The 14,754-nt window shown below is 57.3% G+C and carries 8 protein-coding genes and 2 pseudogenes; 3 read left to right on the forward strand and 7 right to left on the reverse strand.

What is annotated here, in order from left to right:
• The 3 genes and pseudogenes from ACTEK7_RS36430 to ACTEK7_RS36440 form a co-directional block, all read right to left on the reverse strand.
• On the reverse strand, positions 1 to 4,423 hold a 4,423-nt coding region (locus ACTEK7_RS36430; protein ID WP_474810808.1), incomplete at its 3' end, for an amino acid adenylation domain-containing protein.
• A gap of 1,282 nt (positions 4,424 to 5,705) precedes the next feature.
• On the reverse strand, positions 5,706 to 6,014 hold the full coding sequence (locus tag ACTEK7_RS36435; protein ID WP_225129451.1) for a hypothetical protein: 309 nt from the start codon (positions 6,012 to 6,014) through the stop codon (positions 5,706 to 5,708).
• Positions 6,015 to 6,634: 620 nt separating this feature from the next.
• A pseudogene (locus ACTEK7_RS36440) lies at positions 6,635 to 6,965 on the reverse strand (IS66 family transposase); the annotation flags it as partial.
• A gap of 854 nt (positions 6,966 to 7,819) precedes the next feature.
• On the opposite strand from ACTEK7_RS36440, the gene ACTEK7_RS36445 reads away from it, so the two are divergent.
• Complete coding sequence (locus tag ACTEK7_RS36445) at positions 7,820 to 8,827, forward strand: radical SAM family RiPP maturation amino acid epimerase (RefSeq protein WP_225129453.1); 1,008 nt, start codon at positions 7,820 to 7,822, stop codon at positions 8,825 to 8,827.
• Positions 8,776 to 9,183 (forward strand): hypothetical protein, encoded by a 408-nt coding sequence (locus ACTEK7_RS36450; RefSeq protein WP_225129455.1) that lies wholly within the window; start codon positions 8,776 to 8,778, stop codon positions 9,181 to 9,183. Before ACTEK7_RS36445 ends, ACTEK7_RS36450 begins: the two co-directional genes overlap by 52 nt.
• Positions 9,184 to 10,159: 976 nt before the next feature.
• Here ACTEK7_RS36450 and ACTEK7_RS36455 read toward each other — a convergent pair.
• From ACTEK7_RS36455 to ACTEK7_RS36465, 3 genes are all read right to left on the reverse strand, one after another.
• Positions 10,160 to 10,816, reverse strand: coding sequence for a hypothetical protein (locus tag ACTEK7_RS36455; protein WP_225129459.1), 657 nt, complete (start codon positions 10,814 to 10,816; stop codon positions 10,160 to 10,162).
• A 168-nt stretch (positions 10,817 to 10,984) separates the two neighbouring features.
• Positions 10,985 to 11,347 (reverse strand): hypothetical protein, encoded by a 363-nt coding sequence (locus ACTEK7_RS36460; RefSeq protein WP_225129460.1) that lies wholly within the window; start codon positions 11,345 to 11,347, stop codon positions 10,985 to 10,987.
• Positions 11,348 to 11,447: 100 nt separating this feature from the next.
• On the reverse strand, positions 11,448 to 12,512 hold the full coding sequence (locus tag ACTEK7_RS36465) for an integrase catalytic domain-containing protein (RefSeq protein ID WP_225129462.1): 1,065 nt from the start codon (positions 12,510 to 12,512) through the stop codon (positions 11,448 to 11,450).
• 640 nt (positions 12,513 to 13,152) lie between these two features.
• Between ACTEK7_RS36465 and ACTEK7_RS36470 the strand changes: the two are divergent.
• A pseudogene (locus ACTEK7_RS36470) lies at positions 13,153 to 13,419 on the forward strand (zincin-like metallopeptidase domain-containing protein); the annotation flags it as partial.
• Positions 13,420 to 14,283: 864 nt separating this feature from the next.
• Here ACTEK7_RS36470 and ACTEK7_RS36475 read toward each other — a convergent pair.
• Positions 14,284 to 14,592: a hypothetical protein gene (locus ACTEK7_RS36475; protein ID WP_225144526.1), complete on the reverse strand. Its 309-nt coding sequence runs from the start codon at positions 14,590 to 14,592 to the stop codon at positions 14,284 to 14,286.
• Positions 14,593 to 14,754: the final 162 nt, after the last annotated feature.

The following is a 14,754-nucleotide window of genomic DNA, read 5'->3' on the forward strand; positions in this document are numbered from 1 at the left end:
CACTTCGATAAAGCACATCGTATTGTCCGCCATCATACGGATTCGGCAGGAAACAGCGGTCAGTCCGATCTTGATCCTGCCAATACCCAGCGCTCAGACAGCGGCCCGCGATGCACAGTTCGCCGGAGGCTCCAACAGGCACTCTCTTCAATCGTGCATCGAGCACGTAGAGTTTTACGTTGTCGATTGGCCGTCCCACTGGGATAAGCGCCGAGTTGCCATCCGCATCCGATGTTTCGTGCACGGCTGCATTGGACGCACATTCCGTCGCACCATAGAAGTTCCACAAGGGCACGCCCGGAAAAGACCCGCGCCAGCGAGCAGGCAGCGAGGAAGGCATCGGTTCGGCGCTGCTTGTGACCAATCTCAAGGCGGTCCTTTGCGGTTGCCGTTCCTGGGACCCAATGATACCGGACAGGAGTGGCGGAGAGGCAAAAAAGCGTGTCACACGATGTTTTGCCAAACTGCACAACAACAGATCCGGATCTAGCACCTGCCCTTGGGTGAGGATCAGCGTGGGCACACCTCTCAGAAGCCCACCAAAATACTCCCAAGCGGACGCAACAAGGGAAGCGGACTTCTGGACAACCATCACGTCGGTACTATTGAAGGGAAAGCGTCGCCACATCCAGTTCAGCCGATTGAGAATGGCCGATTCCGGAATAAGAACCCCCTTCGCCCGCCCTGTTGAGGACGACGTGTATATAAGATTCGCAATTTGGTGATCTGAGGGTGAGTCGCTGGATTCGAAATTATCCGTCAGCGCCCTGCACCTGTCTAACGTCAATAGAGAAATCGAAGGTATGTCAAAGCCAGTCTCCGTGGTATTTGCGTGAACCAACACCTTTGCCTGACTATCTCGCAGGATATGTTGGATCCGATCAGGGGGATAATCTGGCGGTATCGGCACGACAATAGAGTGCAAAGCTCGCGCCGCCAGCATAACAGCGGCAACGTCAGGCGACCGGTCGACAAGCATGCCGACCATATCGCCAGCGCCCACGTCCAAATCCAGCAGGAAGGACCTGATAGCTGCTACGCGCTCACGCAGCTGGCTGAATGTGACTTCCCCGAACTCGCCAAAATATGCTACCTTGCTGTGATTGGAGACACTGATCTGCTCGAAAGCTTCAACAAGCAGACATTCAGAGTCATATGGCTGCCTGGATCCTTCCAGCGAGTTCAGTAGAGTGACGTCTGACGCGCTGAGGCAGCTCAGCTCCTCAATGGGCGCAAGCGGTTTGTCAACGCAGGCGGCAATCAGACAGCGCAGATTATTGGCCATGCGAACAACTAGATCACTCGAAAATATGTCTTCTGCATACGCCAGCTGGAGCGCAATTTCATCGCCCTGATCTTGCGCGTACAATGTTAGGTCGAATTTGACATAGCCTGTGTCGTATTCGCGGAATGTCAGAGCCAACTCGTCTTGACCAAGTGGCTCGGCAGCTTCGGAGTACATGTTGAACATGACCTGGAAGATCGGTGATCGCCCCGGTTCGCGACATAACCTTGTGTCCTTGACCATCCATCCGAATGGATAGGCCGAATTTGCGATAGCATCGCTGACCAGGCCCTGGATGCGCGTGGCATGAGCAGCAAAGGACTGACCGGCATCCATCGCGGCACGGATCGGTAGCATATTCAGGAAAAAGCCGACGATGTCGGCGCTGCCAGGTTGATCCCGTACAGCGTGTGGTATGCCGACGACAATGTCGTCCTCACCGCTATACATTCGTAGCAGCAGCTTGAAGCACGCCAGCAGTGTTGTCGACGTGGTGCAGCTGTTTCGGCGCGCAAATTCTCTTACGCGACTGGAGAGATCACTGCCAAGCAGCACTGGATGCGAGGCGCCGCGGTATGAATTTGTTTGCGGGCGCGCCCTTCCAAGCGAAAGCGCTGGCGGATCATCACCAATTTGACGACGCCAATAGTGACGTTGGTTCTCCAGCGCCTCTGGAGAAACGTGTTGTTTTTCCCACGCCGCGTAGCCCGAGAGTGACGCACGGTTCTCTGGGCAAAACGCCACGGCATCTACGTACCTTTGCTGAAGATCTCTGAGCAGAACAGAAATCGACCAGGCATCGAGGATGATTTCATGAGCGGTGATCAATATGAGATGATTGTCAGGACCAAGCCGGACCATGCGCGCGCGAAACAAGTGGCCCTGTCCGAGATCGAAATTGTCTTTCAGCTCCGTTCGCCGAAACTGTGCGATGAGCTCCTCAGCCTCGGAGGAGGTGAGATGAGATACATCGATCAATTCAAGATTGGTGCATGGCGGAGCATCAAAGCATTGAACCGGACCGTCTTTGTCGATAAAGCGCGCCGAAAGTGCCTGGTGGGAATGAATGACCTCGGTCCAGGCGCGATTGAACCGAGCTAAACTGATGTTTCCCTTAATGCGCAGCCCGCCTTGAATGATGTAGTTCCGGGCAGATGGATCGAGCTGCGCCAAAAACCAAAGGTGCTCCTGGAGGTGCGTCAGAGGTGATCGGTTTAGCTTTCGGCATGTCAAAGCCGTACACGGATTGAGCTCAGTGCGCCCCTCGATCGAAGCGGCAAGAGATCGAATTGTGCCATTCAGGACCAGTCTGAAATCCGCTCTCACTCCTAGCAAGGTCTGCAACTGTCCCAATATAAGCATTGCGCGGAGCGAGTCTCCGCCAAGGCTTATGAATTGGTCATTTACACCTATGTTCTCGATACGCAAAATGCCGGACCAGATTTGACGTAGCCGGACTTCGAGGTCTGATTGCGGCTCCGCGAAGGGCGTTGACAATAACGGCCGAACACTGGCCGGGTCAGGCAACGCTGCAAAATCGACCTTTCCGTTCCTGGTCAGTGGAATATCGTCCACATGGACGATTCTTTCCGGAAGCATGTAGCTGGGGAGTGCCTCAGCAAGAAACTTCCGAAGATCGCTTTCCGCCAGTTCAGCTGGAGCCGACACATACGCGACCAGACGCCGCGATTCGGCTTGCGCCTCCGACCCAGCTATATCTCGCGCCGTAAGCTTTACACCTGCGCAGACAGAGGCGACTGCGACGGCGCCATGCACCGAGGGATGAGCGGACAAACGAGCTTCGATTTCTCCCAGCTCGATTCTGTGCCCGCGAATTTTAACCTGACGATCCCGTCGACCGAGACATTCCAGAAGCCCGTCGGAACGAACGCGCCCAAGATCACCTGTCCGATATAGGCGCCGGAAAGATAGGTCGTTTGAGAACGGGTTCGGCCCAAACGCATCCTTGGTGCGGACATGGTCATTGACGTAACCGGCAGCGACACCGACGCCGCTAACACAGATTTCGCCGACTTCTCCTACACTGCAGAGTCGTGGTCCGTCCGCGACATAAACCTCAACGTTTTGAATTGGCCTGCCGATCGGCACATAAGGCTCAGCCAGCGCAGGCGGAACGGAAACCAGATGATGCGTCACGCCGTCGGCGCACTCGGTCGGCCCGTAATGATTGAGAATGGAAACGCGGGGATACAAGGCCAGCCACGCACGCGCCAATCCGGGCGTTAGAGGTTCTCCGACCGTAGAAATAATCCGCAAGCCGTCCATGGCTCGCTCTGCCGCGGCAAGCGATTGCAGATATTCAACAAACACTGCCAGCATCGACGGAACGAGTTGGACGATCGTAGCGCCGCATCGTTGAATTGCTTGAAGGAGCGATGAGGGCGATCTCAGTGTCGAATCATCGATGATTGATGTAGAGGCTCCGACGCAAAGCCCAGAAAGAAGCTGCCAAAGCGAGATGTCAAAGCAGTGCGATGCCGTTTGCGCGACGCAATCCGTCCGAGTGAGACTTAGGGCATCGATCTTTGCCGCCAAATGATTGTTTAGGCCGTCGCGCTCGATCATTGCGCCCTTAGGCTGGCCCGTCGAACCAGACGTAAACAGAATATAGGCAAGTCCATCCGCGTTCGGGGATGGCACAACAGACGAGGTCTGCACCCGGCGCAGTGCCGCCTCTATAGCTACGAATTGCGGAGCTGCTTTGCTGCTCTTCTGGAATAGGCTGAGCGAATCCGGCCGGTCTCGGCCCATCAACAAAGCGCAGCGGCTCTGCTCGATCATGAATGATGTACGGGAAGCCGGCAGCGATGGATCGAGCGGTAGGTACGTTGATCCAGCTTTCAAAATTGCGATGACCGCCGTCGCCCAGTCGAGGTCCCGCCCTCCCCAATAGCCGACAACCGCGCCGCGAGCACCCTGCTCTCGTAAGGTCCTTGCAAGGGCATCCGATCTTGATCGTAGCGCCTCATATGTGAGTTCGTCTGCGCCGTGCCTCAGCGCAACTCTCTCCGGATCCGAATCTGCAAGCCGATCGATCGCCGTGACCGCGTCAACCGGTTGACGTTCCATAGACTGCTCCTTGCCTGATTGATTTTCCGTAGGCACGCGCCCCGCCATTCGTCGCCTTCTTCGGCGCCCAAATCGGAACGCCGGAGCTCGTCATCGAGGTGACATGCGCAGCCACCCTGATTCCGCACGTCGGTTTTGTCCGTATGACCTTCTCGCTGTTCGCTTCTGGCTCGATGATCGGCAGAGGAACAGGAGGACGCTAGGACCCCGCGTCCACTTTGGCACCTACCTACTCTTGTAATGGACCTGCCATCGTCTGCATGGCACTCGCGATCGACGCGCCCACAGGCTCGTTACGGCTTGTGATTAGCGTAATTGTCCGATTTCGCGGCACTTGAGCCGGCACCACCAACCCATCGAGAGCGTGTAGGCCACCCCGGCGATACAGCTTGTACGGACGAAAGGCTTCTTACCGTAACCACCGCCAGACCGATGGTGTTCAAGCCGGTGATCGTCGCCACAGGGACCCGGCGGCGCCTCAACATTCCAACGAGTTATCGAAGCTCGCAGCAGCAGTCCCAAGCACGGCCTTGAGGTCATCCAAGTGCTGGCACCGGCAAACAAAGCGCCCGATCACCTCGTCACCTAAATCCGAATAGCTCCGCTTATTTGGCCGTTAGTCAACGGAGATTTATTTATGACGATGACAACGCGAGCTGGAAATTGAGGCGTCGTGTCATCGCCCAAACTGGTGTGGATAGGCGCCGAGGGCACATTTTCCGGGCGGCGAACGGTTGAATGGCTGGCCGTCCGCAGCGACGAATGGCTCACAGAGACTTCGATCGACAGAGACGCAGCCTGCCCACGGGCCCTCTGCGTGAGGATTAATCCATCGCAATGCGCTCGCCAGACTTGCTTGATGAGCTACTCGACCATTTTCCACGACCTTTGCGGTTTCGGGCGCGGCAAATTCCTTTCCGCTTAAGATCATCTGGTGAAATGCGAGCGTCGCGTCCTTGCTCCCGATCGGCAGACTTTACCAATCAAGCACTCCGATTTTGCGCTCTCCGCTCAGCTATTCGGGCCCGTCAATTGACGATGTTGGGCTGCATGAGCAGCATCATCCACGCCACAAATCTCATCCTGCTGATGCTGCTAACGGCGAGCACTAGTTCGGCTTGTGCGGTCTGCTCAGCGTATTTCCAGGCGCCATTTGTGCCCCCGGGCAGTCCGCCGGTACTAGATGTGATTGCGACCTTAGTGGCCTGGGGGAGACTTGAGACGTTTGGCGTTAGACTGAGATTTTTTGTCCGCCAGCCAACACAACGTGGTGGCAGGTTTGGTGGGGCAGTGCCAGCGCTCGCATGAACGGTGACCGATGTCACGAGGCCTAAATGCCGCAGCGGGACCTCTCCTGAGCGATCGTGACCGCGGCAAGGCCGAACATCACGTCGCGGTTGATGCCGAAATGGAGGCGATAGAGCCACCAGATTGCGCAGCACCGGTCGAGATCGGAGAGTGCCCGAGCGCGGTTTATTGCTGCTGCGACCCGCGCTATTGGCTTCATGACACGTCTCGTCTGGAAACCTGAACGTCTCGGGACCAGTGCTCTAAATTTGGTGAGTTCTTGATCGGTGACGGTCGGCTGTCGCGCGCGTGCGTCGGCAAAGGATTGGAAGCTGAGATTCATGTTTGCCATGGCATTGCGCGTCTCGAAGCTTGATGGGAACACGCATATGCGTATCCGGCCTTTCCGTAACCTTACGAGGCAAGTACTGCTTCCCCAAACACCCAGATCTGGTAGCGACAATTGACAGCACTCTTATGCGGTAGTTACGCGGTGGCGCGCGTTAGTTCGCAGACCCGATGCTGTCGCATCGAAGCGATCGGAGTCGATGGCGTTGGCTGCACCTCGGAAAACGGGGCGGCGCGGCCCGGAGCCATGTGATATTGCCTCGACTCATCGATGGCAGGTAGAGCTCCTGAGAGAGACGGTGATGCACTGCGACTTCCTGCCGCTGTGGGGATGCAGTCAACGAATGTGAATTCGTCATTTGAACAACTCGCCAGCCGACCACCTAACGGATTGACACGCGACATAGCCAGGGTAGCAAAGCTACCCGCCCACAACACTAGTTCGGTACGGTCGACAGCACGTTGCGCAGCCTGTTGCGGCCTTCTCGAATATGAGGCCGAGCGAATACAAATTTGGCGCGCACCACCCACTCTCTGAGGACGATCCTTCAACTGAACAGACTACCAATGCATTATCATGCTGTGGGCACACGCATGCTCTAAGACCAATTTCCCGGTCGCGATGACCGGGTTTGTTGAAGTCTGTACTTGCCCGCCTACTTCATTCTTCTCCATGTCAGCCAGCTCGAAGAAGCCCCGCCGCGCATGGGCAATGCAAAACGCCAGTGTAATCGGCCGCACCTTCTTCTGCGGGTCGAACAGCGGTTCGAACCCGCTGAAGCACCGGCGTACAGCATGCCGGCGAACGCGGCCAGCTTCTTCTGGAGATGCTCGCCTCGTCGGTTGCTCGAGGCGTACTAGACTGCCGCGGCCGGCGCAGGCCCGGTGGCCGGCCACCACACACAAGTGCAGAACCGCCCGGTTGTACCTTGCCCTTCGCCGGGATACGGATGGTGTGGTGAAAAGGCCGGCGGGATTTCACCTCCAGCCTCTCGCAGAACCGGGCGTATTGGACGGAATGCGCGCCGTTTCTAATCCGCAAGGGACGCTGCTGAGCACGGTTCTGACCGAGCTTTTGTAGATGGTAACCGCTTGCTGCTGGGTTAGCTACCCACAACGAGCTTTCATCCCGCTCGACTGAGCGCTTGTTATGTTCGAGACCAATGTCGGAAAGTTGACGATACGCACGCTCAGACAAAGCGCAAAAGCAGCGATGTCAGTTTGGTATGCGGATTGCTTTGTTAAGGTGTCATCACCGATCGCTTCCAAGGCGACGGCTAGGTAGAAACATTTAGCAGAGGCCGGGCTATGTCGCAGGCTGAGGTAGAACGGTTTGTCAAGAATCTAGCGAAAGAGGGTAGTCTGCTCGAACACGTTAAGCAGAGTGCTACAGGTCTTCGCGATCGGAAAGAGCCACGGCTACGATTTCACGCTTGATGAGGTTAGGAGCAGCATCCGAGTGCCACGCCGACATGCGTTGATGCAGCTCGACGCGATTGTCGGCGGCAAGCAGGATTTGAGCGGTGTAGGCTTGAGGAGGATTGTGCATACCACTGCGTTGGCTAGTTCCACGTCGGAGGCACCTACGAGCGCCGTGCAAGCCGCGGAAGCGGGCCGTGACCTAGTCGCTATCGTTTTGCTTATTGTAGTTGTTGTCGCTGTCACGGCCTGACGTATTTTCACTCTGATCGCATTGGCTCGTCCTGAAGGAAACGATCCGGTGCGAACAGAACTGAAAGCACGCCTCGTCAGGAGTCAGATCATTGCTTTCAGGCCTAGAGATGCGGCTTCAGGGCGTACCCGTACCGTATGACGCACACTGCCACCGAACACTGCCGACGGATTTTTGACCGGCGTACCCCCGAGCAACTGCGCACGTTGTCACACGTCAAGCGCTTCATGGAGCGGCTGGCCGGTGACTTGGAGTTCCGCAGGGCGCTTTCGGAGAACGTTCATTCTCCTCGAGCGGTAACAGAGCGCTACGGCATCGAAGTTGCCCCAATGAAGATGCTTCCTCTCTGGCGCGGCGGCTACCTGAAATATCGCTTCAAGCCGGAGTCTACGCCCTGGCCCCTGGCTATGATGTGGGACGAGTTTATCTGCGACATGTTGCGCGATCGCGACCTCCTGCGCGAAGAGGGCGAAATGTCGACGATCAACCCTCGCTTTCATGCCTGGCGTGAGCGCCACATCCGGCGCTGCAACGACGAATTGGGCGGAACGGCGGCCTCGGTCACGTACCCCATCATCGCTTTCGAGCTGAGCGACGGCTGCACCATCGGTTGCTGGTTCTGCGGCCTCTCGGCCGACCGCTTCAAAGGCTATTACGAATATAGCGAAGAGCATGCAGCGCTTTGGCGCGCCGTGGTCGGTATTGCGAGCGAGATGTTTGGTTCGGCAGCCCGTACTGGTTTCTGCTACTGGGCCACAGAGCCTATGGACAACCCCCATTACGACCGCTTTCTATTCGACTATTATCAGATCACGGGCGCATTGCCACAAACAACGACGGCGGCCCCGCTCAGGGATCGCGCACTCACCACGCGCGTGCTCGAACTGTTCCAGCGCTATCGCACCGTGACGAACCGTTTCTCCGTGCTGAGCACAACACATCTCGACCAGATTCACATGGCGTTTTCGCCTGAGGAGCTGATCGGTGTCGAACTCGTCCTGCAGGGCAAGGAGGCGCTGACTGCAAAGGCTTTTGCCGGGCGCGCGCCCGGAGCGAGAAACTTAGGGCTGGCAACAAAGATGATGCAATCGCCTTGCTGGAGAGCGATCACACGACCATCGCCTTTGTTTCCGGCTTTCTCGTAAATATGCTGCAGGGACGTTTACAATTGGTGACGCCGGTGCCCGGTAGCGAACGCTGGCCTCTTGGCTACCGCGTCTTGAGTGAACGCTTCTTTAGGAGGTCTGACGAGTTCCGCGAGGGGCTGCAGCGCATGATCGACCAGCATGTGCTCGAGGCTGGGAACCGATGCTTTCATCTCCGGTCACGCAACATGGAACACCGGGTGCTGGACGACATCGCTCCGACTTCCGTTGGCCATCTAATCGCCTATGGCAACTGCACAGCGTCGGAGCTGGTTAGGCAGGTCACGACTGACGGAACGAGCGTGCTCGCAGTAGCCGACCTGCTCGATCAGTTATGCACGGCCGGGGGTGATTGAAGAGGACTTAGACGACAGCTTCGCCTGGCAGACCAGCTCACCTGTTACTGCGCTTTCATCGGGCAGCGGTTAGAGTTTCGGATTTTGTACGCCAGTGAGTCCGCCGGAAGAATTTCATTCTCGAGTTGCCCAGGCGAACGGTGCGTGATGCCCCTGCAGTTCCACCGCGCTGTCGAAAACATGGAAATTTGGAGTGCGCGCAGCGGCGGCTACTCGTTCGTTATAAGCTTGCAGAGCCCGACCGGTCCTGGCTTCCGCGGAAGGTTCGGCTACGTCGCTTCGTGGCGTCCGCTTGACCAGAGCCGTGGCGCGATCAGGGTGCTCGGCTCGCCGCTGCAGAGCTTGGCTGAGGCCGAGGACGCCTGCAATAGTATGCTCAATTACCTGAGAGACTGAACTGATTCCTGGTCGCGGAAAATGGAAGCATCTTAAAGATGCTGCAGTCGCGTCGGGTGCTACCCAGGATGTTCACGGGGTCGAGACGTACTTTGTAGCGGCTGAGATTATCGCGCCCGATTTGAGCGGGCGCTACACGTTCTATCCGTCGGACGGGCTTGCTTCCAAATCGAGCTCATCTGGATTATCTTGAAGATCATCTGCCGTCCCTCACGCCGGTCGGAGCAAACATGTTCGTCGAAGGCTCGACAGATTTGTTCGCGTTTCCCAATCCGGTAGTTAAGCCGTACATCAGGATCGTGATCCACAAGACGCCCCTAGCGAACGGCTGCGCCCTACCGGATCTATTCACGAAATGATCATCACGATCCGTACACGGATGCGAGCCAGAACAGCTTGATGACAAGGGCGGGACAGGTCGTAACACCGTAGTCTCAATGACTTCACTGATTTTGCCGTCCTGCCACGCCTGTTTGCAGCGGCTGCGGTAGTCGCTCCTCAATCGCGGTAGCGCTGACAATGCTGCTAAAAAATACCGTCGCGCTTAAAAATGCTTTCAGCACAGCCAGGACCCTTTAGATTAGGAATAATCAAGCGGTACAAAGGCGATATTACCCTCGGGCCCAGACGATCGCCGTAAAGCGCCCCGGCCATTTCCGGAAACCGCGAAGTGAAGATTGAGCCGCCCATTCATTTCTTGCACAGAAAATGTCAAGTTCGGGTGTGAGCCTGAACGAACATCAAAGATCGTACTGAGTTGAGTGGTGACATCGTGGAAGACGACATAGCCAACTTTCATGCCGGTGTGAAAAGACGGTAGGTTATCCTGGTCAGCTAGTATCTTCTGAACGATTTCTTTTCGCTCTAAACCAAAGTTTGAGGCAAAGCCGGTTGCAAAACAGTCGACTCTATCGTCGTTGAGATTATTGCGAACAACCAACACATCATGTCGTGTGCAGGTCGTAATGTTCGAAAGAAGATCGTTCGACGGCTGATAGTTCTGTCCTCTGAGTATCACGTGCAGCGTGTCAGGGGACCATCGAAACCCTTCCTTACTTATCGAGCAACCAGCCACAACGCCGCCAATACCGTGCGTCTCCAGTCCGTTTAAAAAGATAGCGAGGCGTTGTGAGATACAAACTGTACAGACAAGACGGCCCGTCACGTCAGCTCTGTTTGGGGGGTATTGTAGCACCGAGTGAATATAGTCTTTGTCTTCTGGACTGTCGCGCGCCATGGAAAACTGCCCCCTCATATTGCCTCAGATGACAATGTTACCGAGCGCCCCCAGCTGTCGCGCGAATTGGACCCCGCGGGTCCGAGCAAGCCGCTCGCGAAGCGCGCCCTCCAGAGCGCCGTAGCGAGAGAGCGGCTTGCGGTGATTCGGCAAAGCAACACGTGGGATTTAGACAGCGAGGGAAGCTTGGAACGATAGTATGGTTTCGGTGCTGCTGATGAGCTGTCGAGCGACCTTTGATCGCCAATTCTTCACCAACCGCTGCACCGTACGCCGCTGATGGCCACTGAACTGACCCGGCGCATGCGCTGCCAGCCGGGAGAGGAGATCGACGGCGGACAAGTGCGGAGCCGCGGCGAGCCATTCCTCGATCATGGGAATGTATGGGTCGAGCATCGATGGCCGACGTGGCGCAGGTTTGCGCCGCACATAGCGGCGCCGATGAATGCCGCGCTGCTCACCCTGCTTCCAACCGTCGCCGAGCTCTCGGGCAAAGGCGGTCAAGTCGCTTTGCACCGGCGCGACGGTCATGGCTGGCTTTCCGGCCCGCTGATCAACACGCTTGCCCAGCTCATTTTGAGCGTCCCTCATCTGTGCCAGCAATGCCACCGGATCAAGCGTGCGGTAAATCTCACGCAGCCGACGTTTGAATGCCTCGTTGCGGGTGGACCAATGCTCTTTCGTACGGTGTAGCGGGAGGAAGATAACGCTTGATCACCTTGGCACCTTCGCGGTGCTTCTCCTTCAGCTTAAACGAGGGCTGGAAGAAATTGATGTGCAGCCGTGCCGCGGCAAACAGGCGAGCTAATGAGCGAGCGGCATCAATGCCTTCAAAGCGCCCGTAGCCCACCAGACGTCGAACGATAGCTCCATTCTTCTGTTCAACGAACGCTTGATCGTTCTTTCTGTAGGCCCTGGAACGAGTGACTTCGACATCGTGAGAACGGCACCACGAGACGACCGTGTCGTTCATGAAGGCGCTGTCGTTGTCAAAATCGAGCCCGCAAACGGGCCAGGGAAATAGGTTCTGGGCGCGCTCGAGGGCCTCGACCACAAGCGCTGCTTCACGCACAACAAGCGGAAAGCATTCGGTCCACCCCGTTGCGACATCCACCATTGTTAGCGTCTGAATGAAGGCCCCGGATACGGACATGCCGCCGTGCGCAACCAGATCCGCTTCGCAGTACCCCGGCGGAGGTGATCCCCAGTCATTGAATGTACGCACCGGGACTTGCCGCCGTACGGCACTGGAAAAGCCCGCCCGCCGTCGGCGTCCTCCGGCTGCTGCGATCCTTACGTCGCTCAGCAGGCGATCGATCGTCGACGCGCTCACCCTCAAAACCTTAGACCGCTCATCAGCAGAAAGCTTCAATCTGCCGTGCCGTTCAAGAGCCGGAAGCAAGAACGGGATCATCGCGACGAGCCGCTTACTGCAGAGCCGGTCAGACGAGTCCCATAGCACAATCAGTGCCATACGAATGGAAGCTCCGTAGGTCCGGCCCCGCCGCCGCGGCACGGCCGACCCCGATGCCCCGTCCGCTGACAGCGCTCGGATCGCGTGCTTGCGATGCCATCCCGCAACGGCGCACAGCTCGTCTAGGATCCGTCCCTTCTCGAGCCGCCCGCTTGCCCGATAACGCTCGGCCAGCGCTGATGTGATCTCGCGCTTTGCGCGCATGCTGATCTTCCCTGCCATAGCCGCCACCGATCTGATTCGGCAGCTCCGCCCCAGACACGACAGGGAAGTTGTCCGGTAACATTTTTAGCGAGGCAATATGGGGGGCAATTTCCCATGTCGCCCGACAATCTACGATGGTGTGGTCCTCAACCGACAATGTCTCACTGATCAGCAGCCTAAACCGTCCGGGTGATCCTGAAGTCGTGACGACTGACAGCACAGAGAGCACGTCTGAGTGGTTGCAGGAATTTCCGTGGCGGATTGAGGGGTGTTGATAGCCCATTATTATTGACCGACTGCGCAAAAGGCCTGTCAGCTTGCGGTAAGCTATGACAGATACAGAGCCCTTGGGATTAACGGGATGTGACAGGGACAGCGTTATCGCTCCAGATCGATCGGCGCCGAGTCACTTTTCCGCTAGTCTCAACGGCAGTGCGGATGTGGTAGGGACTAGTTGGCCTGGCTTCAGCCCCCGGGTCGGTTAGCACCGAGCCGCGCCCGCACTGTTTCTACATCTTGCCCCGACCAATCCCGCTGCTATCTCCGACAAGTTTCGCGGGTACTCTGGCGAAGGTCGGTACATCACCTGAAAAGGTGAGGGCCACGTACTTCCATTCTGCCGCGACGCGCGCAATGAGTGGCGTTGGACACTACATACCGCCACGAGAGCCGCCTGAATCGCGAGTTCGGCCGCAAGCGCTTCGGCGATGAAGGCTATGCCATGGAAAAGTTGGTCGCAGAGCTTGGCGCGGCCTTTCTGTCCGCCGATTGGGCCTGATACCGGAGGTGAGGGAGGGGCACGCCTCCTATATGCCCTCTTAGATCAAGGTGCTGAAGAACGACAAACGCGCGATCTTCAAACTTCGTCCAGCGGGCGGCGGACTTCCTGTATCGGTTTCAGGCCAAAAATTCCGCCGCGGCCTGAGCCGCGGCGGAAATAATCGATCTGGACCTCGTCATTTTAACTCCAAATAGCTCAGATCAAACTCGCCATGAAAGTCGGGGGTGAATACAAGCTCGCGCCATGAGCCCCTTCGGCGAAAAGGATTACCCTCTCCTTGGTGAATAGCCGATGAGAGAGCGAATGAACGAGGAACGAATCGCGGAAGGCGGATTTGCGAGAACGATTCGGATCAACCGTGGCTTGGCACCCGTGCGTGCACCTGCGGCGCCGCCGGTATGCCGTTTTGCAACCCGAGCAATGACCAGTCGTCGGCTCCCATGCCGCCGCAAGACTTCATCGGCCGGGAGGAAGGCGGGTCCTGAAACCCATGAAGCCCCACGACGATCGAGAGCCGCAGGGCCGTTTCGTTCTGCAGATGTCGCGATGCATTGCCTCACGAGCGACGGCCTCGTCAGCTTCTGGAAAGCCTATCCATAATAGGATCAGCTCCGATGCTCAGTCAGCGCCGGTGGGTGGGGCTGCCGCCAGACCGCCGCTCTTCACCGAACCGTCACAGCCGGTGTCGGATTTCTTACTCGATGTCCTCCCTATCCGCATCCGCACTGCCAATGAAGTTAGCCAGGAGATCGAGAGGCTAACGCACCGGCTTTGCCTTGAGGGCTGTTCACACGAAATGCCTGGTGGGTATTAACGAGAAATCGGCCTTGGACTGATAGGGTAGACTGAGGGCGTAGCTGATCGCTCAGATTCATCCCCGGGGAGATACCATCGTCCGCCGAGAATGAGCAAAGACGGGCTTGCTGACGCCGCTGCCTGCTCCGGACGAACTCGATTCAAAGTCGATTGCGCGCGCCATCGGGCTGGGATGCGCTCGATGCACGATTTCTAAATTCCGCAGCGGGATCTCTCGTGGGCAACCGAGACCGCGGCGAGCCCCAACATCACGTCGCCGGTGAATCCGAAATGGAGACAATAGAGCCACCAGATTGCGCAGCACCGGTCGAGATCGTACATGGCGAGTGCGCGCCTCGTTGCTGCGACCATCCGCGCCATCGGGTTCATTCCGCGTATCATCTGGAAACCTCGGCGTCTCGGGGCCAGCGCTCTCCGTTCAATGACTTTTAGGGCGGTGATGGCCCGCTGTCCGGCGCGTGCACCTGCAAGAGATTCGGAATTAAGATTGATGTTCGCCATGGCGTTCTTTTCCGCGTTTCGAAGCTGCATGCGATCTGTGAAGTGGCCCCCGGATTTGGGACCGGAAGCCTAGTTGGAATGTAGCCGTTCCGTTTGGTAAACGGAGCGGACGATGACGAAGAAGACGAGACGGAAGATCGACGCGGCGCTGAAGGCGAAGAT

The sequence above is a fragment of the Bradyrhizobium sp. JHI2711 genome (assembly GCF_056156565.1).